This window comes from Gilliamella sp. B3367, from assembly GCF_026536825.1.
Taxonomy (GTDB): domain Bacteria; phylum Pseudomonadota; class Gammaproteobacteria; order Enterobacterales; family Orbaceae; genus Gilliamella; species Gilliamella apicola_E.
In genome coordinates this window covers 1,749-26,296 of sequence record NZ_JAFNNJ010000001.1, presented here as the reverse complement: position 1 = coordinate 26,296, position 24,548 = coordinate 1,749, and the positions used below count along the sequence as shown (strand labels likewise).

15 protein-coding genes, 5 tRNA genes and 2 rRNA genes are annotated in these 24,548 nt (G+C 36.7%); 5 read left to right on the top strand and 17 right to left on the bottom strand.

The window, feature by feature from the left end; all coding sequences use genetic code 11:
* Positions 1-7: 7 nt before the first annotated feature.
* Positions 8-2,272, bottom strand: coding sequence for an aconitate hydratase (locus J3U23_RS00115; protein ID WP_267338152.1), 2,265 nt, complete (start codon positions 2,270-2,272; stop codon positions 8-10).
* A 392-nt stretch (positions 2,273-2,664) separates the two neighbouring features.
* Between J3U23_RS00115 and J3U23_RS00110 the strand changes: the two genes are divergently transcribed.
* Both J3U23_RS00110 and pepT read left to right on the top strand, forming a co-directional pair.
* Entirely contained in the window at positions 2,665-4,224 is a 1,560-nt protein-coding gene (locus tag J3U23_RS00110; RefSeq protein ID WP_267338151.1) for an AbgT family transporter, read from the top strand.
* A 21-nt stretch (positions 4,225-4,245) separates the two neighbouring features.
* On the top strand, positions 4,246-5,475 hold the full coding sequence (gene pepT / locus J3U23_RS00105) for a peptidase T (RefSeq protein WP_267338149.1): 1,230 nt from the start codon (positions 4,246-4,248) through the stop codon (positions 5,473-5,475).
* A 52-nt stretch (positions 5,476-5,527) separates the two neighbouring features.
* On the opposite strand, the gene J3U23_RS00100 is transcribed toward pepT, so the two are convergent.
* From J3U23_RS00100 to znuA, 9 genes are all read right to left on the bottom strand, one after another.
* On the bottom strand, positions 5,528-7,633 hold the full coding sequence (locus J3U23_RS00100; protein WP_267338148.1) for a TonB-dependent receptor: 2,106 nt from the start codon (positions 7,631-7,633) through the stop codon (positions 5,528-5,530).
* A 323-nt stretch (positions 7,634-7,956) separates the two neighbouring features.
* Positions 7,957-8,032: transfer RNA gene (locus J3U23_RS00095), tRNA-Lys, on the bottom strand.
* A 136-nt stretch (positions 8,033-8,168) separates the two neighbouring features.
* Positions 8,169-8,912, bottom strand: a complete 744-nt coding sequence (ybgF, locus tag J3U23_RS00090) for a tol-pal system protein YbgF (protein ID WP_065735159.1) — start codon at positions 8,910-8,912, stop codon at positions 8,169-8,171.
* A gap of 67 nt (positions 8,913-8,979) precedes the next feature.
* Entirely contained in the window at positions 8,980-9,453 is a 474-nt protein-coding gene (gene pal / locus J3U23_RS00085) for a peptidoglycan-associated lipoprotein Pal (RefSeq protein WP_065562447.1), read from the bottom strand.
* Between the two features lie 171 nt (positions 9,454-9,624).
* Positions 9,625-10,920 (bottom strand): Tol-Pal system beta propeller repeat protein TolB, encoded by a 1,296-nt coding sequence (gene tolB, locus J3U23_RS00080; RefSeq protein ID WP_065735188.1) that lies wholly within the window; start codon positions 10,918-10,920, stop codon positions 9,625-9,627.
* Positions 10,921-11,293: 373 nt separating this feature from the next.
* Positions 11,294-12,103 carry a bifunctional DNA-formamidopyrimidine glycosylase/DNA-(apurinic or apyrimidinic site) lyase gene (gene mutM / locus J3U23_RS00075; protein WP_267338147.1) on the bottom strand — a complete coding sequence of 270 codons (810 nt, stop codon included), beginning with the start codon at positions 12,101-12,103 and terminating at the stop codon, positions 11,294-11,296.
* 13 nt (positions 12,104-12,116) lie between these two features.
* A complete protein-coding gene (gene mrcB, locus J3U23_RS00070; protein WP_267338146.1) occupies positions 12,117-14,441 on the bottom strand; it encodes a bifunctional glycosyl transferase/transpeptidase in 2,325 nt (774 codons plus the stop codon).
* A gap of 124 nt (positions 14,442-14,565) precedes the next feature.
* A complete protein-coding gene (mepM, locus tag J3U23_RS00065; protein ID WP_267338145.1) occupies positions 14,566-15,927 on the bottom strand; it encodes a murein DD-endopeptidase MepM in 1,362 nt (453 codons plus the stop codon).
* Between the two features lie 29 nt (positions 15,928-15,956).
* The gene (gene znuA / locus J3U23_RS00060) at positions 15,957-16,889 is read right to left on the bottom strand and encodes a zinc ABC transporter substrate-binding protein ZnuA (RefSeq protein WP_267338144.1); all 933 of its coding nucleotides are present in this window, start codon (positions 16,887-16,889) and stop codon (positions 15,957-15,959) included.
* A gap of 94 nt (positions 16,890-16,983) precedes the next feature.
* Here znuA and znuC point away from each other — a divergent pair, with 94 nt between their 5' ends.
* The 3 genes from znuC (at position 16,984) to J3U23_RS00045 (ending at position 20,197) form a co-directional block, all read left to right on the top strand.
* Positions 16,984-17,754 (top strand): zinc ABC transporter ATP-binding protein ZnuC, encoded by a 771-nt coding sequence (znuC, locus tag J3U23_RS00055; RefSeq protein WP_267338143.1) that lies wholly within the window; start codon positions 16,984-16,986, stop codon positions 17,752-17,754.
* Complete coding sequence (znuB, locus tag J3U23_RS00050; RefSeq protein WP_267329982.1) at positions 17,754-18,554, top strand: zinc ABC transporter permease subunit ZnuB; 801 nt, start codon at positions 17,754-17,756, stop codon at positions 18,552-18,554. Before znuC ends, znuB begins: the two co-directional genes overlap by 1 nt.
* A gap of 119 nt (positions 18,555-18,673) precedes the next feature.
* The gene (locus J3U23_RS00045) at positions 18,674-20,197 is read left to right on the top strand and encodes a YifB family Mg chelatase-like AAA ATPase (protein ID WP_220225242.1); all 1,524 of its coding nucleotides are present in this window, start codon (positions 18,674-18,676) and stop codon (positions 20,195-20,197) included.
* A gap of 4 nt (positions 20,198-20,201) precedes the next feature.
* Here J3U23_RS00045 and J3U23_RS00040 read toward each other — a convergent pair whose 3' ends face one another.
* From J3U23_RS00040 to J3U23_RS00010, 7 genes are all read right to left on the bottom strand, one after another.
* Positions 20,202-20,540, bottom strand: a complete 339-nt coding sequence (locus J3U23_RS00040) for a DUF413 domain-containing protein (protein ID WP_065562455.1) — start codon at positions 20,538-20,540, stop codon at positions 20,202-20,204.
* A 134-nt stretch (positions 20,541-20,674) separates the two neighbouring features.
* A tRNA-Trp gene (locus tag J3U23_RS00035) sits at positions 20,675-20,750 on the bottom strand.
* A gap of 8 nt (positions 20,751-20,758) precedes the next feature.
* Positions 20,759-20,835: transfer RNA gene (locus tag J3U23_RS00030), tRNA-Asp, on the bottom strand.
* A 32-nt stretch (positions 20,836-20,867) separates the two neighbouring features.
* Positions 20,868-20,983: ribosomal RNA gene (gene rrf / locus J3U23_RS00025) — 5S ribosomal RNA — on the bottom strand.
* Between the two features lie 151 nt (positions 20,984-21,134).
* Positions 21,135-24,033 (bottom strand): 23S ribosomal RNA (locus J3U23_RS00020).
* 209 nt (positions 24,034-24,242) lie between these two features.
* Positions 24,243-24,318 (bottom strand) — tRNA-Ala (locus J3U23_RS00015).
* A gap of 48 nt (positions 24,319-24,366) precedes the next feature.
* Positions 24,367-24,443: transfer RNA gene (locus J3U23_RS00010), tRNA-Ile, on the bottom strand.
* Positions 24,444-24,548 lie beyond the last annotated feature (105 nt).

The following is a 24,548-nucleotide window of genomic DNA, read 5'->3' as shown; positions in this document are numbered from 1 at the left end:
TCTTATTTTACTTAACTTCTTCTTTTAACTTATTCAATGCACTACCTGCCTTGAACCATTCAATTTGTGCTTGATTGTAAGTGTGCGAAACGGCGAAAGACTCTTTACTACCATCACGATGATGAAGGGTTAATGTTAGATTTTTTCCAGGAGCAAAATTACTGAGTCCAGTAATGCTAATTTGATCATCTTCACGAATTTTGTCATAGTCATCTTTATTGACAAAGGTTAAAGCAAGCATACCTTGTTTTTTTAGATTGGTTTCATGAATACGAGCAAACGATTTAACTACGATGGCTTTAACATTTAAAAAACGTGGTTCCATTGCAGCATGTTCTCTTGATGAACCTTCACCATAATTCTCTTCAGCAACAACTATTGACCCGATTCCTTGTGATTTTAATTTACGCGCTAATGCTGGTACTTCAACATAATCTTCCGTTTGTGCATCCAACACACAATTCGTTTTTTGATTAAAGGCATTAACCGCACCTATTAGCATATTATTTGAAATATTATCTAGATGACCACGAAATTTTAGCCACTTTCCAGCCATTGAAATATGGTCTGTGGTACATTTACCAGTTGCTTTAATCAATAGTGGTTGCGAAATAATATCTTTGCCATCCCAAGGAGTGAAAGGTAAAAGCTGTTGTAGTCGATCTGAATGAGGATCGATACGAACTTCAACTGCACTACCATCAGCTATTGGCCCAATATACCCAGCATCATCAACCGCAAATCCTTGTTTTGGCAACTCATCACCGAGTGGCTCAGGAAGTTTCACTTTTTCACCTTTAACATTAATGAGATGGTCAGTAAGTGGGTTAAAGCTTAATTTACCTGCAATTGATAATGCCACTACAATTTCTGGGGAACAAACAAACGCATAAGTGTTTGGGCTACCATCATTACGTTTAGCAAAATTACGATTGAACGAGGTGACAATCGAATTTTTGTGTTCATCGGCAACTTCATCACGACGCCATTGCCCAATGCAAGGGCCACATGCGTTAGCCATAATAGCAGCACCTGCTTGTTCAAAACGACTTAAAATGCCATCACGTTTAGAAGTATATTTAACTTGCTCTGAGCCAGGATTGATAATTAATTTTGCATTTACTTTTAAGCCTAATTTATTAGCACTATCAATAACTGAAGCTGCGCGCATCATATCTTCATAAGAAGAATTAGTACATGATCCAATAAGTCCAACTTCCATATTGTCTGGATAATCGTGTTCTTTAACGGCAGAAGCAAGCTCTGAAATAGGATAAGCTAAGTCAGGTGTGAATGGACCATTCACATAAGGTTCTAAGGTCGATAAATTAATTTCAATAACTTGGTCATAATAATTTTCAGGTTGCTTTAAAATTTCTTTATCAGGATTGAAACAATCTGCCAATGTATTAGCTAAATCCACTACTTCTTGACGACCAGTCATGGCAAGATAATCAGCAGATTTTTTACTGTAAGGGAAGATTGAGGTTGTTGCGCCAACTTCAGCTCCCATATTACAAATTGTTGCTTTACCAGTAGCTGATAACGACTCAGTACCTTCTCCAAAATATTCAATAATTGAATTAGTACCACCTTTAACGGTTAAAATACCAGCTAGTTTTAAAATGACATCTTTTGGTGATGACCAGCCAGATAATTTTCCAATTAGCTTTACACCAATAATTTTTGGCATTTTTAGTTCCCATGGCATACCCGCCATCACGTCAACAGCATCAGCGCCACCAACACCAATGGCAATCATGGATAGGCCACCTGCATTAGGGGTATGCGAATCGGTACCGATCATCATCCCACCAGGAAAGGCATAATTTTCAAGCACTACTTGGTGAATGATTCCTGCATCAGGCTTCCAAAACCCGATGCCATATTTGTTCGAAACATCACGTAAAAATTGATAAACTTCATGGTTATTACTTTCAGCAATGATGAGATCATCATGGGCATTTTTATAAGCTTGAATAAGGTGATCACAATGGACTGTTGAAGGTACCGCAACTCGTTTACGACCAGAATTCATTAATTGTAATAGTGCCATTTGTGCCGTTGCATCTTGCATAGCGACACGATCTGGGGAAAAATTTACATAATCTTCCCCTCTTTTATAAGCTTTAAGCTCTTCACCTTCAGCAAGATGGGCATAAAGGATTTTTTCCGTCAAGGTTAATGGTTTTCCAATTTTCTGGCGAATAAGATCAATTTTTTGCGGGTAATGTTGATAAATATCTTTTATTAAATCAATATCGAAAACCATAATTAAGCTCCCATTGCTTATATTATAATATCCTTTAGAGCCTTACTCACAATCAGGATGATTGAATATTTATTCTTTTTTTATGATTAAATATTCAGACAATATAGCATTATTTTTGTTTTATGCAATCTTGCAGCAATACTTATTGTTAACTTTGATTAAAAACAATAAATTTAGATGTCATCGTTAACAGGAATTCTATACTAGCGAAATATTAAATATTATGCACATTAAAGAAAATTCAAAATTAGTAAATCCCATAAGTAAAAATAATGTAAAAAAAGTTGAGGAACGGGGTTTTTTAAGTCATTAAAATCGCGCCAACGCATTGTTTACTTACATTATTAAACTATGTTACATTGTTTTCCCGAATAATATTTACACTTTTTTTCATGAATCAAATAAAAAATACGTCACCATTAAAAACTGGTGGATTTTTAAATACAATAGAACGAATTGGAAACAAAATTCCTGATGTTACAACTCTTTTCTTTTATGCATTAATAATTTGTCTGGTTGCTTCATTATTACTTTCTTTTGTCAGCTTTAATTATATTAATCCAGTAACGCAAGAAAAACTGGCAGTAGTGAATATGTTAGCACCCAACCAATTAGTTACCTTTTTTACAAAACTTGTATCAAATTTTGTCTCATTTCCACCTCTTGGAATTACCATTGTAGCTACATTGGGTATTGGTATTGCTGAAAGCAGTGGCTATATTCATGTTCTGCTCAAAAAATTATTAGCTATCACACCTAAAAAACTGGTTACTCCATCAGTTATTTTTGTCAGTATGGTTTGTCATATCGCGTCAGACTCTGCTTATGTAATTTTAATGCCTGTGTCAGCAATGATGTTTTATGCGACAGGGCGTCACCCATTAGCGGGGATTGCTGCTGCATTTGCAGGATTAGCTGGAGGTTTTAGTTCAAGCTATACCCCGTCAATTATTGATCCAATAATGCAAGGCTTTACACAAAGCGCCGCTCAAATTATTGACCCAACATATCAAGTCAATGTTCTTTGTAATTACTTTTTAAGTTTTGGTGGTACTTTCTTTGTATTGATAGCCTGCTGGTTTGTTACAGATAAGATTGTTGAGCCTCGCTTAAATGCCACGATGCCTTTAAACAATGATATTCAATTAGATAACATTGCTGATTCCCCTGAGATTTCACCAATTGAAAATAAAGCATTTAAAATTGCATCAACTGTTTTTTTAATTATTGCTGTCGGCTTAGTATTGGTTTTATTACCAGAAGATTCTTTATTACGCGCACCCGACGGTAGTATGACGAGTAACAAAGCACCAATCATGCAAATTATTGTGCCGTTGTTATTTGTATTTTTTGCAATACCAGGCTTAATTCATGGCTTTATCACTGGCGCATTTAAATCATCTCGAGATATCGTCAAATCAATGGAAAATATTACTAAGTCACTTATTCCATTTATTGTTTTTGCTTTCTTTTGTGCGCAATTTTTATATGTATTTTCAAACTCACAAATTGGTACCTTAATTGCTATTGGTGGAGCTGAGTTTTTAAAAGCATTACATTTGCCATCAGTTGTTACTATTTTTGGCGTAATAATTCTAACTAGTCTGCTTAATGTGTTAATCACTTCAGCCTCTTCCAAATGGGCTATTTTAGCGCCGATTTTTGTTCCGATGCTTATGTCTGTGGGGATCTCGCCAGAATTAACCCAAGCAGCTTATCGTATCAGTTCAGCAGTTAATGTTAGCACGCCTATGTTTGCTTTTTATCCTTTGATCATTGCTTATTGTCAGCAGTATTGTAAAAACACTGGTGTGGGTACTTTGAGTTCGATGATGATCCCATATACGGCTGCTCTCTTAATTGCTTTGACAATAAATTTATTACTGTTTTGGTTTTTAGGTCTTCCTATCGGTTTTGATAGTGGTTATGTCTATCCTCCAATAACTAGTTAATCGCAGATAAGGATTTTACTCATGAATATTACCGAACAATTAGTTAAACGATTTTTACGTTATGTAAGTATTCCAAGCCAAAGCAAAGCTGGCTCGGCAGTTGTGCCCTCTACTCCAGGACAAACTAATTTAGCAAAACAACTTGAACAAGAGTTAATTGATTTGAAGTTACAAGATGTTCACCTTGATGAACATAGTATTGTGACAGCCAAATTAACCGGTAACCAACCTAATGCGCCAAAAATTGGCTTTGTTGCGCATCTTGATACTGTAGATGTCGCACTGTCAGAGAAGATTAATCCACAAAGGGTGACTTTTACTGGTGAAGATATCTTATTAAATAAAGACAAAGATATTTGGTTTAAGGTGGCAGAACATCCAGAGTTGAAGAAGTATCTCAATGAAGAGCTGCTCGTTACAGATGGTACCAGTGTTCTAGGCGCTGATAATAAAGCAGCAATTGCAGTTGTCATGACCATGTTAGATCAGTTGCAACAGCAAAATTGCCCACATGGTGATATTTATGTTGCTTTCGTGCCAGATGAAGAAGTTGGGTTAAATGGCGCCAAAAAACTGGATCTGCAACGTTTTAAACCTGATTTTGCTTATACCATTGACTGCTGTGAATTGGGTGAAGTCGTTTATGAAACATTCAATGCTGGCTCGGTTACGTTTGAAATTGAGGGTGTATCTGCTCATCCTATGTCAGCAAAAAATGTCTTAATCAATCCAATTCGCATAGCGAATGATATTATTAACTGTTTTGATAGCTTTGAAACACCTGAACATACCGAAGGTAAAGAAGGATATTTTTGGTTTAATGATATTATTGGTAACCAAAGCACAACTACATTAAAAATGAGCATTCGTGATTTTGATTTAACTCGATATGAAGCTCGTAAAACTTACATTCAAGATGTGGTTAGTTTTATCAGTCGTAAATATCCTAAAGCAAAAATTGAATGTCAACTTACTGATATCTATAGCAATATTGCTAATTATTTAGGTGATGATCGTCGTTGTATTGATTTGATTTACCAATCATTTGAATTATTGGGTATTAAACCAAATACTATCGCCATGCGTGGAGGAACAGATGGTTCAGCACTATCAGCAAGAGGACTCACCACGCCAAACTATTTTACTGGCGCACATAACTTCCATTCTTGTTTTGAGTTTTTACCATTATCATCATTCTTGAAATCATTCGAAGTCACGATGAAAATTATTGAACTAGCGGCGAAAGTTTAAAAATAATCAACAAGAGGGAATACCATTCCCTCTTAAAAATACTTATCGAATATTATAATTTATAACTTGCAGTTAATAAAAATGCGCGAGGAGTGCCTGGCATACTACTTGAGCGCCAATATTTTTTACCCAATAAATTGGTTAATGCTAAGGTTAGATCAACAGATCGTGTTTGATAACCGATTGCGGCATTCCATGTTCCATATCCAGGACGTTTAACGAGGTTTTTATCATCATTATACATTGAACCTTTATAATCAAATCCCACTTCCGTGAACCAATCTTCATGTGGAAGGTAGCGAACACTTAGATAGCCACTATGTTTAGCTGTATTAGATAGGTATTTTCCTTGGTTAGCTGGTGTTTTTTTATCTTTATGCACTTTAGCTTGTTGATAACCAATACCGCTATTGATATACCAATTTTTACTTAATTGTCCAATAGCACTCAACTCTATTCCCTGACTGCGATCACTGCCTCTAACTTGCCAATTATAAGGATCATTGACCGAGTCAGGTTGATACCTAACATTATAAAGTTCAAGATCATAGAGTGCGATTTGAGTAGAGAGCTTATCATTAAACCAATCACTTTTGACACCGATTTCATACTGACGTGAATACTGAGGCTTATCATCATAAACAGTTTTAGAATCTGTAGCTATGGTTATTAAACCTCTACCACCATAAGGTGCAAAGTTTTTACTATACGAAGCATAAAAACTTTGAGACGCAATCGGTTGCCAAATTAAACCAATACGTGGACTTAAAGTGTGACCATCATATGACCGATTTTGATGATTCAATTTGTTATCTGAAGCAAATTCATAATTATCATAACGTAATCCTGCAAGTAATTTCCATTGTTCTGTAAAGCTGATGAGATCCTGCCAATATAACCCTCTAGAAGTAGCTTTATGATTAGTTTTGGTATTCAATGTTGTGAAGTGAGGCTTTTTAGAGCGCCAATGAGGATGATAAGGATCCACAGCTTCAGGATATTGGCTAGCTAAAGCTAATCGTGGTTCCCTTTTTTCAATGTTATATTCAACTCCGATTAACATATCATGGGCAATACTTGCAGTATTAAATTTACCGGCTAAATCAAGGGTATTACTGTAGGTTTTGTTCGAAGTTTCTTGCCAAGCTCGACGGAATTTTAATTTACCTTTGTAATTACACGGCTTACCATTGTTTAATTTCCCATTCCAATCACAATAATTACCAGCATAAAGATGATCGAAATTTTGGTCAGCTTTACGATACATATTTGTTAATTTAATAGACCAATGATGATCAAATTCATATCCCATCACCGAACGTAACGAATTAAAATTATCTTTTACATAATCATCTGGGTGAGCATAGGCCGTTTTGATTGAAACACCTCTTGGTAAATCATAATAAGCCGGCGCCCTATCTGGTTTACGCCATAATTTATCATTTGTATATTGTACTAACCAATTAAATCCGTTTAGATTATCATACAAAACGCTTGGCGAAACCATTGTATCTCGTTGTTTAATGCCTTTACGAAAACCTTTATCTGATTGGTGATCTATAGTCATTCGTACGGCAAATTCATCACTTAAAACATGGTTAACATCTATCATTCCACCATATTTATCCCAAGATCCACCTCGTAAACTCAAGGTAGACGGTGAATCAAAATTTGCCTGCTTACTGATCATATTTATGATTCCACCACCTGAACCTCGACCATAAAGTACCGAAGCAGGTCCCTTTAAAATTTCAATTCGCTCTATATTAGCTGTACTTTGTCTAACTTGTCCGCTAGCACGGACACCATCTCGGTAAATATCGCCGGAACTAGCAGAAAACCCTCTAATTTTGATACCTTCATCTCGCATATCATAAGTTGCATCGACTCCGGGTAATTTATTGACAATGACACTGAGATCATTTTGTCCATAAATTTTTTGTTGTTCAAGGTTAATCGAATTAATGGTTTGAGGAATATCCTTTATTTCAAAGGTTTGTTTAGTTGCAGTTGATGATAGTTTTATGCGCTGATCATTATTATCCTTAGCGACTACCTTCATAGTTTCAATATCATCATTAACTTTATCTTGGGCGTAAACTATAAAAGTAAATAAGCCCAGAGTACATGGGAAGACTAATTGATTAACTAATTTCATTATTTTTCCTATTGTTTGATTAATTTTAAAACAACAGTTGTTAATGATAATGATTGTTATTTGCGATTACAACTTTTTTCTATCTTGGCAGCTTTCAATATAAACCTTAAATCATATTTTTATAAAAATATAAATTTGATTTGAAAGTCTCTAAGTTAGTTAGTGAATGATATGGTAATATTTTGATTATTTGATTTTTTTTGAATTATCTTCTAATAACTAACAGTGGATTTTATTAAAATAGATTTTTAATCAGATCACCAAACCGACAAGTTTAGTATGTCTAGTTTGTTTGGAAGATAAATTCATTATGTAAGAGGAAGTGGTGGGTCGTGAGCGATTCGAACGCTCGACAAACGGATTAAAAGTCCGCTGCTCTACCGACTGAGCTAACAACCCATTTTGATAGAATTACTTTCTGCTTTATTACTTATCGCTTCAAGCAATTTCGGGTTGCTATAATACTTATAATTATAAGGCGGTGCAACCCTTTTATTGCTATTTTTATTCAATAGCTGGTTATTTATACACTTTATTATAACGATGCTATTTTTTTATTTGCTAGATCAACTGTCTTTTTATCTTTAGGGTATTTATTTACGACTTGTTGAAATACAGTTTTGGCATTCTTTTTATCACCTTTATCAAGTAAAATTAAACCCACTTTGTAAAGGCTATCTGCTGCTTTTGGAGAAGATGGAAAATCTTTTACTACTGTTGCATAATAAAATGATGCATTATCTTTTTTTCCTTTTTTATAACAAAGTTGACCAAGCCAATAATTTACATTTGCACGGTAACTTGTCTTTGGGTAGGCTTTTAGATAATTTTGAAAGGCTATAATTACGTCATCACTCTGTTTGTCATCATTAATATATTGCATGACGTAATTATAATCCGCTTTATCATCACCTGAAGTAGACCATCCAGATAAACCTGAAGATGATGATGGCGATGCCCCAGCATCAGTGCTTGATGTTGAATCAGAACTGTCACCTTGGGTTTCATCATTTGGATTTGATGAAAATCCTGTCCCATTAGTCATTTGCTGTAATATCATTTTTTGGCGTTCAATTGTTTGGTTAAGTTGATGCTTAGTTTCTTCCAATTGACCACGAAGTGTATCTACATCAGATTGTAGATCATTAATTTTTTGTTGATTCTGGATTATCAACTGTCCTTGTGCTTGTATTGTTCTATCCACATCAGAACTACCAGCAGCACAACCATATCCAGCAAATAATAAAAATAAGGACAATGTGAGTATTTTTTTATACATATTATATAAACTCGACGTGAACTTAAACATAAAAAACGGCTGATAAATCAGCCGTCATAAGATGGGATTAATATCCAGCGTAAGTAATTACTGCACGACGGTTTTTAGCATAAGCTGCTTCGTTGTGACCTAATACTGCTGGTTTTTCTTTACCATAAGAAACGATTGAAAGTTGTTCACCAGAAACACCGTTACTTTGTAAGTAAGATTTAACTGCTGCTGCACGACGTTCACCTAACGCGATATTGTATTCTGGAGTACCACGTTCATCGGCATGACCTTCAATAACAACATTTAAGAATGAATTTGCACGCATAAAGATTGAATGTGCATTTAATAATGTTGAATATTCTGATTTAACATTGTATTTATCATAATCAAAATAAACTGTATTGATTTGTTGTAATTTTTGTAATTGAGCTAGAGCTTCTTTAGATAAAGAACCGTTACCTGCTTTGCTGCTGCTGTTTGAAGAACATGCTGTCACAGCAATTAATGGTAAAGCAACTGCAGCTACCTTAAGAAATTTAGAAAATTGCATTGAATTAACTCCTTTGTGTTTAAATAAATTATTATTTATATTTTGTATACTTCTAACCAACTTCAAAGTAACACCTGTTACCAACTAGAAAGATTAGAAGTATATATTATAACGACCTTCACATTTACACAATTTTAATAATTATATTATTGCTTAAAATTTAGTCGTTCCTCATAAATAAGGTGACCACGATGGGAATTTTACTTGTCCATCAGTCGCTGGTAACCTTGCTTTAAAATTACCATCAGTTGAAACAAGATTTAAAATTGTACCTAAACCTTGCGATGAACTGTAGATAATCATAGTGCCATTTGGAGCAATACTCGGTGTTTCATCTAAAAACGTATCAGTTAATCGTTGATAAGTATTCGTTTCTAGATCATATCGAGTAATATGTTGCTCACCATTATTAGTAGAAATCACAGCAATAAACTTACCATCTGGAGATACGCGAGCATTTTGATTCTGCGTATTATCCCAAGTTATACGTTGTGATGCTCCACTATTAATGTTAATTGAATATAGTTGAGGACGTCCCGCCTGATCAGATGTATAAACTATAGTTTCATTATCAGGCATCCATGAAGGTTCAGTGTCATTACTGCGGCTAGAGGTAATTTGAGTAATTTTCTTAGTTCTTAAATTCATCATATATAAATTTAAGCTACCCCCTTTTGATAAGGCAAAAGCTAATTTGCTACCATCTGGTGAAAATGCTGGTGCACCATTATGCTGTGGAAAAGAAGCAATAGTTTCAACTGCACCACTTTCTAATGTTTTTAACACTAATGCAGAACGACCACTTTCAAAAGTTACATAGGCTATTTTTTTGCCATCAGGTGACCATGTTGGTGACATTAATGGTTCTTTTGAACGGTGTACGGTGACTTGATCAAATCCGTCATAGTCAGATACACGTAATTCATGTGTGTAAGGACCCTTACTATTTTTAACGACGTAGGCAATACGTGTTCTAAAAGCACCCTTGATACCAGTTAACGCTTCAAAGATTTCATCACTTGCAGTATGGGCTGCATAACGTAACCAACGTTGTTCAATAGGAAATTGATTTTCAACTAAGACAGCGCCAGGACGTTCAACTGTATCAACTAATTGATAGGTGATAAGATATTTTCCTGATGCATCAGGTTGGATTGTTCCGACGACAACGGCAGAAATACCAATATTGCTCCAAACACTAGGATTGACTTCAGAAGCGGTAGTTGGTTTTTGCGGCATTGCTGCCACATCAATTGGATTAAATTTACCACTATTGCGTAAATCAGAAGCAATAATATTATCCACAACTTGTGGAGGTTCACCACTACCTGTCCATTTAAATGGTATGACCGCAATTGGTTTAGCAGAACTTACGCCATCAGTGATTATAATTCTAACTTCAGCAGTAGCTATCATTGTATATAAAAAAACAAAACAAGCTATCAAAAAGCGAGAAGCAAATTTGATCATCTTAAATTCCTTAATCAAAAAGAAATATATTTAAGTTAAAATAAGTATAACAACCGTATTTAAATACAAAAAGATAAAACCTTTTAACAATTAATAAAATGTTATTAAATGGTATCACTCTTTACAAAATATAAATATCAGCGTGAAAGATAGCCGAAATTGCGTAACAAGTCCATAGCTATTTGAGTAAAAAAGATTTTTCTATATAAATTATTTATTATTCTTATATTCGCAATTACTGTCGCTTATTTACTATACTATTCTGATTTGGGTGGAGTTAAAAGTAGTCGTCAAAGATTTTTATTTAAATTAAATATAATCAGGCTAAAGATATTAAAGAATGATCAATAAGAATATATTTCCAAATTTGCTATTTTTGGCATTTTTCACAATAGAATGTATTGCGTTGGCCTATTCGATGAGACTTTATGTCAGATTTACAAATTAAACACTTTTCACCTTCTCTACCATATACTTGGAGCTTTTGTACAAAATAACCAGGTTTACCATCAGATTGAACAAAGTCTTTAAGTGTAGTACCACCTTGTTCTATAGATTTGGTGAGCACTTGTTTAATTGCTGTGACTAATCGTTCAAATTCTTCTAAAGTTAAACTATTTACTTTCCGGTGCGGATTAATTTTTGCCATAAACAATGATTCTGAAGCATAAATATTACCAACACCAACCACAATATGGTTGTCCATAATCCAGCTTTTTATAGGAATATTTCGATTAGTCGCTTTTTCGAAAAGATAGTTTGCTGAAAACTCCTCGCTTAGAGGTTCTAATCCTAAATGCTTCAATTGTTTAAGATCATCAATAGAATTAGTCCAAAGCCATGACCCAAAACGCCTTGGGTCGGTATAACGTAATGTCACACCATTTTCTAATACCAAATCAACATGATCATGTTTATCTGGTTTTTGGTTTGATTTTACTATGCGTAAGCTACCAGACATACCTAAATGAATAACAATCCAATTTTGCGTCAACTGTAATAATAAATATTTAGCACGTCTTTTAATATCTATGATTATTTGGCCTTGAGCATCGGAGATAGCCACATCAATAGGCCAACGAAGCTTGGGTTGTCGAACAACAACTTGTTTGATAATTTGGCCTTTTAAATAAGGTAAAATACCACGCCGACTAGTTTCTACTTCTGGTAATTCAGGCATTTAATAATCTCATTTAATTATTGAACATGTCAGTAACCCAGCTAGGAGCCGATTGATTTGTCTCAGTTTGAGAACTAACAGCACATAAACTTTGCGGATTGACCGTCCATGCAGGTAAAGTCCTTACTCCTCCTCCATCGCACTGCCATTGGCCACTACTATCAATAGGTACCATAAAGATATTTTGTGGTACTGAAAGTTGTAATTTTTTCGGTGGATTATTTTGTAAGTATTCACTATATATTTTTAATGCACCTGTAGCCCCTGTTAATTTCATAGGTGAATGATCATCAAGCCCTATCCAAATGACTGCAACATTTTTTCCATCAATACCAGTAAACCAACTATCACGCGAATCATTACTTGTTCCAGTCTTGGCAGCTAAATTGAAAGATCCATATTTAGCTTTCAATGAACGTGATGTTCCTGATTCAACGACTTGTTGCATAGCGTAAGTGGTTAAATAAGCCGATTGCTGAGAAACCGCTTGAATTTGTTGCGGGTAATTTTGATAAACAAGTTCACCTTTATCAGTTAATACATACCGTAGTATTGTGAGCGGTGCACGTTGGCCATTATTGGAAATAGTTTGGAACATTTGTGCTGTTTCTAATGGTGTTAACTCTAGAGCACCTAATAAGCGAGAAGGCAAATTAGGGATACGATCTTCAGGTACCCCCAATGCTTGTAAAGTCGTTTTAGTTGCGTCTAAACCTAATGACATACCTAAGTTAACTGTAGGTACGTTAAGTGAAAGGGCTAATGCATCAATTAACATCACTTTATCGCGAAATTTCCGATCAAAATTCTTCGGTTGCCAATAACCGCCGTTATCAAGTTTGATTGATAGTGGGTTGTCGTTTAACCAAGTATTAAGCTGATAACGTTCTGGCTGACCTAATGCAGTTAAGTAGGTTGACGGTTTTGCCAGTGAACCAATTGCTCGTCTAGTTAACCACGCTCTGTTATAACCAGGGTAACGTGGCTCAGCGCTACCAATAATAGAACGGATTTCACCTGTCTCACGGCTAACAATAACCATTGCTGTTTGTAATTCTTTATTAGTCGATTTACGTAATGTTTCTATTTCATCCGTAACCGATTGTTCTGCTGCAGCCTGAGCAACTGGGTCGAATGTGGTGAAAATTTTCATTCCTGACAGGTGGTCTGCTTTATCACCCAACTGTTTTCTCAGCTCACTACGGACAACTTGCATAAATGCTGGTTGCGGTGATATCACACCACCTTTTGGTAAGACTGAAAGTGGGCGTTGGCTGAGTAAATTATATAATTCCTCATCAATAATTCCTTGTTGCTCAGCAAGTTTTAATACAACATTACGACGTTCAATCACTTGTTGTGGTTGAGTCCAAGGATTATAGTACGAAGCACCTTTTACCATACCTACTAATACAGCTTGCTGATCTAATGTCAATTCATTAACTGGTCGACCAAAATAGTAAAGGCTTGCTAATGGGAAGCCATGAATTTCTTCACTACCAGCTTGACCTAAATAAACTTCATTTAAGTAAAGTTCTAAAATACGTTCTTTACTATATCGAGCATCTAAAATGATAGCCATATAGGCTTCACGTATTTTACGACTGAGACTTCTCTCATTCGTTAAAAAGAGGTTTTTAACCGTTTGTTGTGTTAGTGTGCTTCCACCTTCAGTACGACCTGTTGTTAAATTAACATATATGGCTCGACCAATAGAATATAAACTTACACCATGGTGGTCATAAAAACGTTTATCTTCAGTTGCAACTAAGGTTTTTATTAACGAGTCAGAAAATTCTCTTAAAGGCACAAAAAGCCGTTGTTCACCATTTGGGGAATGCATCATCGTTATTAATTTAGGATCAATCTTAAGTAAGCCAAAATCACGACCTGTGTCTAAATTAGATATGCGATCTATCCTGTTTTCATAGAAAGTAATTTTGACACGAAAAGCTTTTTCTTCACCATCAGGAAATGTAAATGGACGACGGTAAATTTCAACAGCACCATTTTGAACAATAAATTCACCTGGTCGAGTAGCTTTACTATCTTGCTGACGATATTGTGCACCTTTTAGCAAAGTAACAACATCACTAAGACTATAATCACTATCTGGTTCAAGGTCGACTATCTGTCCATAGACAGCCGCAGGTAATTCCCAAACATTACCATCTATACGTTCTTTAATTTGTTGATCTAAATAAATCCCATAAACGACAGTTACAGCAACAAAGATAAGACATAATTTGAAAAGCAACGACCAAAGTCGACGCCACAATGATTTCTTATTTTTTTTTGAAGCCTTTTTAGTCGATTTCTTTTTAGTTGGTCTGTTCAAACTGCACCCAATATTAAGATTAAATAAAATTAACTTATAATAACATAACTTTTTAATGAAGCATTGAGCTTCTTATCAATAAGATATTTTAGTTTAAATAATATAGTTGAATATATAAAATCAATTAAAAACTAAGTTGTGGCTGAATATTTTTAACTTTTTCTATAAATGCTTTTTTAGACTTACCGGTTAAACCTTCATTAATCGGTAAACTTGCTGTTAATGGATTAACAGGTTTATTATTGATATGTAATTCAAAATGCAAATGTGGTCCAGTAGAACGCCCAGTATTACCAGATAAACCAATTTTGTCACCCTGTTTAACTTGTTGGCCTGGTTTCACTAAAATTTTGTCTAAATGCATGTATGCCGTCATATATTGCCTACCATGGCGTATAGCGACATAGTTACCTGCTGAGCCGCTGTATTTCGCAATAACAACTTCTCCATTTCCTACAGATAATACTGGCGTTCCTCTAGATACTGCAAAATCAACACCATTATGTGGTGTAACAACGCCTGTAACTGGATGTAACCGACGCGGATTAAAACCTGATGATACGCGAGCTTTTTTAGCTAAAGGATATCGGAAAAAACTTTGAGATAAACTACCTGCATTAATATCATAGTATTTACCATCATCAGCTAGAATCGCATAATAATCTTTAGACCCATTTTTAATGCGAACACCAAGTAATTTACTATTTGATAAACGATTTCCATGCATTTCACGAGATAAGTATACCACGAATTTATCGCCTACTTTTAAACGTCGAAAATCCAAACGCCACTGCAATGCACGTGTAATAATTCCAATCTCATTACTCGTTAAACCAGCTTTACGAGCATCTGAAACAAAACTGGTTTTCAGCTCACCTTTAATAACATTATTTTGTGAGACACCTTCTACTGTTTCAGTACTTTCTATAAATTGATTGCCTGACTTTTCAAAAATTCGAACATTATTAGTTGATATTGTCCAGTTAAAAGTGAGCAAATTGTGATTATCATCGGTCGTCCAACTAACCTGCTGTCCAATTCTCAAATTGGCTAGTTGTTTATACTTACCTGTTAACTGTGCAATATCATTTTTATTTACATTATAACGATTCAAAATATCGTGTAATGTATCACCACGTGATATGGTATATTGCACTGTGTTATCTTTTTCTTCAGCAAGATCATCTAATTCGTCTTTAGCTATATCATCTTCAGGAACATCAGACGACTCTGTAACATTGTCAGTTTTAGATTTATCACTAAGCATATCAATTCGCCCATCGCCAATAACAACTGAAGACGAAGGCGTATCTGTAACTGTAGTTTGAGCTTGAGAATTTAGAGGGACGTACACTGTGCGATCTAAATTTAAAGGTCGCCACAATATAGTTACAAAAATAACAACAACAAGGGCTCCTAATACTGAAAAATAGGGAATTTTGAATTTATTTTTTGCAATATTAGGGGATTTAATCTGCTGTGCCAAAATTAACCTTAACTATCTTATAATCTAAACTATTTTTTATCTAAACAATCCAACAGCTCCTGAGTTAATGTTAATAAAAAGTGTGAATAGGCACCTTTTTCGACAATGATACCTGTCCCTAATGGATTTAATTCACCAATTTTAACATTTGTACCATTTACTAACTTCTTTATAACTGCAGGGCTAAACTGTGGCTCTCTAAAAACACAGACTGCTTGATGTTCCGCTAGCTTTTTTTGAATTGCATAGACAGTTTGAACGCCAGGCTGTACTGCTGGGTTTATGGTAAAACTTCCTAGATTTTTTAATCCGAACTGTGATTCAAAGTACCCATATGCATCATGAAACACAAAATACCCTCTATTTTGTACGCTAATTAGTTTTTTTGCAATGTTTTGTTCTGTTTCTGATAGATTTGTAATGAATTCGTTCAGATTTGCATCAAGCAACTGCACTTTATTAGGATACAGTTCTATAAGCTTATCATGGATTGATTTTGCAATAATTTTAGCAATTTTTGGCGAAAGCCATATATGTTCATCATATTCACCATGATGATGGTCATTATCATCATGAGGTATTTCTTCATCGTGATGATTGATTCTAAGCAAACTCTTAATTTCGGGAACATCCATTAATTCTATCTGCTTTTGTTCATCAACATTTTTTAAAACAGTTGGCATAAAAACTTCCATATCTTCACCAACCCAAATTATTAAATCAGCATTCTTAATTTTAGCCAAATCGGAGGGTTTCAATGAATAAGTATGAGGAGATGCGCCATCCGGCAATAGTATATCTGTATTTGTTACGCCTGATGCAATTGCTTCAGTAATAAAACCTATCGGCCTTACTGAGGAAATTACATTGGCATTAACATTATTTGTTAATCCAATAACGATTAGCGTAAGTTGTGTAAGAAAACGTAGAACTTGTCTGATGTTTTTAGTTAAATTTTTCACTTTGTCATCCAATATTTATAAAATATGATGGAATAAAACCACATTATTGTTATAATATAACATAACATATTGATCGGCAAGGACTATCGATATCATGACACAATTAATGGCTCTAAATAATATTTCGGTTAAAATAAATCAACAAAAAATATTATATGATGTTTCATTGACGATTAACTTAAGCCAAATTATTACGATTCTAGGTCCAAATGGTGCAGGAAAATCAACACTCGTCAAAGTTATTTTAGGATTAATTTCACCTACAACAGGCACCATTGAACGTGCTTCTGATTTGACTATCGGTTATGTCCCTCAATCAATAAATTTGAATCCTACTTTACCTATAACCGTCAAACGGTTTATGCAGCTAAATAAACAATTAAGTTATGATGATATCATCCAAACATTATCTTTAGTAAAAGCTCAATATCTGATTGATCGATCTATGCATCAATTATCAGGCGGGGAGTTACAGCGAGTGCTACTTGCTCAAGCATTAGCAAAACGCCCAAAACTACTTATTTTAGATGAGCCTACACAAGGTGTAGATGTAAATGGGCAAGTGCTATTGTATGATTTAATTATTGATGCTAAAACGAAGTTTAGTTGTGGTGTTGTAATGGTTTCACATGATTTACATTTAGTTATGGCAAAAACAGATGAAGTAATTTGTTTAAACCATCATATCTGTTGTTCAGGAACACCAGCTAGTGTCTCAAACGATCCAGAATTTGTTTCTTTATTTGGACCTCACGGCGCATCACAAATCGCTTTATATAAGCACCATCACAATAATGATTGTTGCCAGCATCACAATTATCATAATCGGAAAATTATATTACCTGATTCAAGAGGAACAAAATAATGATTGAGTTACTCTTACCCTCTTTACTTGCAGGTTTATGCTTATCGTGTTTAACAGGTCCATTGGGTACATTTGTTGTTTGGCGAAGAATGTCTTATTTTGGAGATACGTTATCCCATGCAGCATTATTAGGGGTTGCCTTTGGCTTCCTTTTTGATATCAATCTATTCTATGCCATCGTTTTAGTGACACTGATATTAGCTATCGGGCTGTTATGGTTAGAATCTCAAAAACAACTACCTGTTGATACATTACTGGGTATTTTAGCTCATAGCGCTCTTTCACTTGGTTTAGTTGTGATAAGTTTAATGAATAGTATACGCATTGATTTGATGGGTTATCTATTTGGTGATCTTTTATCTATAACAATGTTTGATGTTTATCAGATTTTAATTTGTGTAGTAATAATTGGAATTCTGTTGATATGGCGTTGGAATCAATTTTTATTTATCACTGTTAGTGAGGAACTAGCATTTAGCCATGGCATTAATGTACCACTAACGAAATTTATGCTTACAATACTTTTAGCATTAACAATTGGTATTGCTATGAAATTTGTTGGAGCTTTAATTATTACTGCATTATTAATCATTCCTGCTGCTACAGCAAAATATTATGCTAAAAACCCAGAATCAATGGCATTTTTTGCAATATTAATTGGGATGCTATCTATTTTGGGTGGAATTCTGTTTTCATTAATTTATGATACTCCAACAGGTCCTTCTGTTGTATTAAGTAATACTTGTTTATTTTTTATATCATTATTTATTTCTAAATTCTTTTTAAGAACTAAAAATTAAAATATCAGTAAAATTAGAAAATTTATTGCGAGGGAACACGCATTTTTAGTTATTTGTTTGTTCACATTATTTAATTACTAATAAAGTGCTAAAAATCAGAAACTAATGAAGACAAAACTATGTCTCTCGCAATTATTTACACAAGAGCCTCTATTGGAATACAAGCACCTCAAATTAATGTTGAAGTACATATTAGTAATGGATTACCAGGTTTTGTTCTGGTTGGTCTTCCAGAAGCAACAGTTAAAGAATCTAAAGACCGAGTTAGAAGCGCTATTATTAATAGTGGCTTTACATTTCCAGCAAAAAAGATAACTGTTAATTTATCTCCAGCAGATCTTCCTAAAGAAGGTAGTCGCTTTGATTTGCCTATAGCTATCGCTATTCTTGCAGCAACCGAACAAATACCTAACGATAATCTAGCTAAATATGAATTTTTAGGTGAATTAGCCTTATCTGGGGAGATTAAAGCAGTAAAAGGTGCTATTCCTGCTGCTATATCATCTAAAAAAAATAATCGTACATTGATTATTTCTAGAGAAAATCAATCTGAAATATCATTAATCCATCATAATAATACGTTAATTACCCATAATTTATTAGAACTATGCCAATATCTATACAATGAAATTAATTTACCTACTGTTGAATACAGAGAATACAAAGATGATGATGAGCAAATAATTAACCTACAAGATATAATTGGTCAAGAACATGCTAAAAGAGCCTTAGAAATTGCCGCTGCAGGTGGACATAATCTATTGTTAATTGGTCCACCAGGGACGGGGAAAACTATGCTAGCCACTCGGTTAACTTCATTATTACCATCATTATCAGATGATGAAGCACTTGAAAGTGCAGCAATCACCAGTCTTGTTAGCGCTAATGGTTCGATTCAAAATTGGCGTAAAAGGCCATTTAGAGCCCCGCATCATAGTGCATCTGCAGCAGCTTTAGTTGGTGGCGGCTCAATTCCTAAACCAGGAGAAATTTCATTAGCCCATAATGGAGTGTTATTTTTAGATGAATTACCAGAATTTAACCGTAAAGTATTAGATGCCTTAAGAGAACCCATTGAGTCGGGAGAAATTGTTATATCTAGGGCAAATGCAAAAATAAAATTTCCAGCAAAGTTTCAACTCATTGCCGCTATGAACCCTAGCCCTACGGGTCATTATCATGGAACTCATAATAGGACAACACCACAACAAATTATACGTTACTTAAATCGACTTTCTGGTCCATTTTTAGATCGTTTTGATATATCAATTGAAGTACCATTACTACCTAAAGGTACACTAAGTCAAAAAGTTAGTGTAACTGAACCAACTGATAAAGTGAAAAAAAGAGTTATGGATGCTAGAAAAATTCAAATGATAAGAAATAAAAAGTTAAATAGTCAATTATCACCAAAAGAAATTCAAATTCATTGCTTATTAACTGATGAAGATAATGAGTACTTAGAACAGGCTTTAATTAAATTAGGGCTTTCTGCTCGAGCATGGCATAGAATATTAAAGGTATCTCGGACTATCGCCGACTTAGATTGTTCAAAGAACATAGAACGAAAACATATTTCAGAAGCACTGAGTTATCGTTCTATGGATAGATTATTAATTCAAATGCACAAAAATATTGGCTAATAAATTAATCATCACTATCGACAAAGTCATCACTCACGTCAACTTGAGGTTTTCCACCTGATAACGTGTGAAAACGTTTTGGTTTGTTAATTTTAGAAAGGTACTTTATCCATGTTTTTTCATAATCTGTAACTGGTTCCTTTTTCCCTTTACAAACTGCAACAAAAGATTTCTCTTCTGATGTAGTTGGCTTTTTAGTTTCTGCATCGAGATCTCTAAAAGCACAACCATATTTTTCTAAGATCTGTGCTTCTTTGATAGTAAAATCGCCATGACGAGAAAATCCTCTTGGATAATTCTTATTATCAAAAAAACGTTGTTGACTTACAAAACTTTCAGCCATGTTATATCCTCTAGATTATAAAAGTTGTTGGGCGGGAATTATAATTGACAAAGTTAATCTGTAAACAAAATTTTTTTATTTATATAAATAAAATTGAATAAATGACTAAAATTAGAACAAATCTATTATTTTTATGGCAGGGGCGGAGAGTCTCGAACTCCCAACACCCGGTTTTGGAGACCGGTGCTCTACCAATTGAACTACGCCCCTAGATAAGGTGGCGGAACGGACGGGGCTCGAACCCGCGACCCCCTGCGTGACAGGCAGGTATTCTAACCAACTGAACTACCGCTCCACCGTATTTTTTGGTGTGTTTATAAATTAAAAGTCTGGCGGCACCCTACTCTCACATGGGTAATACCCACACTACCATCGGCACTACGGCGTTTCACTTCTGAGTTCGGCATGGGGTCAGGTGGGACCACCGCGCTATTACCGCCAGACATATTCTGTCTTCTCTTTTTCTATTGATGATGATTATCACATATCTTCACCAATCGCTCAATCCGGAACAAACTGTTTTATTAATCTTTAACCATCTTTCGATGATTTCTTAATCTCAACTTCGCGTAACCCAAAACAACTCCGAGTTGTAAGGTTAAGACTCTCGGTTCATTAGTATCAGTTAGCTCAATGTATCACTACACTTACACACCTGACCTATCTACGTCTTAGTCTCAAACGGACCTTACTGAATCTCTTCAGGGAAAACTCATCTCGAGGCTAGTTTCGTGCTTAGATGCTTTCAGCACTTATCTATTCCGCACGTAGCTACCGGGCAATGCAATTGGCATCACAACCCGAACACCAGCGGTGCGTTCACTTCGGTCCTCTCGTACTAGAAGCAAACCCTCTCAATTTTCCTACGCCCATGGCAGATAGGGACCGAACTGTCTCACGACGTTCTAAACCCAGCTCGCGTACCACTTTAAACGGCGAACAGCCGTACCCTTGGGACCTACTTCAGCCCCAGGATGTGATGAGCCGACATCGAGGTGCCAAACACCGCCGTCGATATGAACTCTTGGGCGGTATCAGCCTGTTATCCCCGGAGTACCTTTTATCCGTTGAGCGATGGCCCTTCCATTCAGAACCACCGGATCACTATGACCTACTTTCGTACCTGCTCGAGCCGTCACTCTCGCAGTCAAGCTAGCTTTTGCCATTGCACTAACCTCCTGATGTCCGACCAGGATTAGCTAACCTTCGTGCTCCTCCGTTACTCTTTGGGAGGAGACCGCCCCAGTCAAACTACCCACCAGACAGTGTCCCTTACCTCGATTCAGAAGTATAGGTTAGAACATCAAACATTAAAGGGTGGTATTTCAAGGTTGACTCCATGCATACTGGCGTACACACTTCATAGTCTCCCACCTATCCTACACATTAAGGCTCAATGTTCACTGTCAAGCTATAGTAAAGGTTCACGGGGTCTTTCCGTCTTGCCACGGGTACACCGCATCTTCACGGCAATTTCAATTTCACTGAGTCTCGGGTGGAGACAGCCTGGCCATCATTACGCCATTCGTGCAGGTCGGAACTTACCCGACAAGGAATTTCGCTACCTTAGGACCGTTATAGTTACGGCCGCCGTTTACTGGGGCTTCGATCAAGAGCTTCTGCTTACGCATAACCCCATCAATTAACCTTCCAGCACCGGGCAGGCGTCACACCGTATACGTCCACTTTCGTGTTTGCACAGTGCTGTGTTTTTATTAAACAGTTGCAGCCAGCTGGTATCTTCGACTGATTTCACCTCCATCCGCGTGGGACTTCAATTACCGTCAGCGTGCCTTCTCCCGAAGTTACGGCACCATTTTGCCTAGTTCCTTCACCCGAGTTCTCTCAAGCGCCTGAGTATTCTCTACCTGACCACCTGTGTCGGTTTCGGGTACGATTAACTATAACCTGAAGCTTAGAGGATTTTCCTGGAAGCAGGGCATCAATTACTTCACTACCTTAGTAGCTCGTCATCACGCCTCAGGGTCTCAGTGACCGGATTTGCCTAATCACACCCCTACACGCTTAACCCACCATCCAATAGGTGGTAAACCTAGCCTTCTTCGTCCCCCCATCGCAGTTATAGCCAGTACGGGAATATTAACCCGTTTCCCATCAGATACGCCCTTCGGCCTCTCCTTAGGGGTCGACTCACCCTGCCCCGATTAACGTTGGACAGGAACCCTTGGTCTTCCGGCGAGCGGGCTTTTCACCCGCTTTATCGTTACTTATGTCAGCATTCGCACTTCTGATACCTCCAGCATGCCTCACAACACACCTTCGACGGCTTACAGAACGCTCCCCTACCCAATACACTTACGTGCACTGCCGCAGCTTCGGTGCATAGTTTTAGCCCCGTTACATCTTCCGCGCAGGCCGACTCGACTAGTGAGCTATTACGCTTTCTTTAAATGATGGCTGCTTCTAAGCCAACATCCTAGCTGTCTAAGCCTTCCCACTTCGTTTCCCACTTAACTATGACTTGGGGACCTTAGCTGGCGGTCTGGGTTGTTTCCCTCTTCACGACGAACGTTAGCACCCGCCGTGTGTCTCCCATGATTAAACTTGTCAGTATTCGGAGTTTGCATCGGGTTGGTAAGCCGGGATGGCCCCCTAGCCGAAACAGTGCTCTACCCCCAACAGTTATACATGAGGCGCTACCTAAATAGCTTTCGGGGAGAACCAGCTATCTCCCGGTTTGATTGGCCTTTCACCCCCAGCCACAGGTCATCCGCTAATTTTTCAACATTAGTCGGTTCGGTCCTCCAGTTAGTGTTAACCAACCTTCAACCTGCCCATGGCTAGATCACCGGGTTTCGGGTCTATACCCTGCAACTTAACGCACAGTTAATACTCGGTTTCCCTTCGGCTCCCCTATTCGGTTAACCTTGCTACAGAATATAAGTCGCTGACCCATTATACAAAAGGTACGCAGTCACACATACCCAACGGTACATGCTCCCACTGATTGTACGTACACGGTTTCAGGGTCTATTTCACTCCCCTCCCGGGGTTCTTTTCGCCTTTCCCTCACGGTACTGGTTCACTATCGGTCAATCAGGAGTATTTAGCCTTGGAGGATGGTCCCCCCATCTTCAGACAGGATATCACGTGTCCCGCCCTACTCTATAAGCTTCCACATAATGCACTTTCATGTACGGGACTTTCACCCTCTATCGTGCGACTTTCCAGACGCTTCCACTAATACATTATGCTACCCGCTTGGGCTACTCCCATTTCGCTCGCCGCTACTTTGGGAATCTCGGTTGATTTCTTTTCCTCGGGGTACTTAGATGTTTCAGTTCTCCCGGTTCGCCTCATCTGACTATGTATTCATCAGATGATAGTGCAGTCGCCTGCACTGGGTTTCCCCATTCGGACATCAACGGCTATAGCGCCTTTTATCGGCTCACCGTCGCTTTTCGCAGATTAACACGTCCTTCATCGCCTCTGATTGCCTAGGCATCCACCGTGTACGCTTAATTTCTTAACCTTACAACTCACAGTTGTCTTGGTTTCAATTACGCTTTTTTCTCTTTTTTACTTCATCACATCCATATTTTCATATCAATGCTTTTCGTAAAAACGAGAACTCGTTTCTTTCAGCTTGTTCCTAATTGTTAAAGAGCTTTATCTTTCTATTCATTCGAATATCAAATAAATACAAAAATAATTTTTGATTTTTAAAAGAGGTATCTTTAATGGTGGAGCTAAGCGGGATCGAACCGCTGGCCTCCTGCGTGCAAGGCAGGCGCTCTCCCAGCTGAGCTATAGCCCCATTGTTTCACTTCATCAACTAATCAAGCCATCAGCTTAATTGTCGAATTGGTGGGTCTGAGTGGACTTGAACCACCGACCTCACCCTTATCAGGGGTGCGCTCTAACCACCTGAGCTACAGACCCAATAAAGTGACTCTTTCTAAACAAACAATCTGTGTGAACACTTACGAGCTCTTCGTAAGGAGGTGATCCAACCGCAGGTTCCCCTACGGTTACCTTGTTACGACT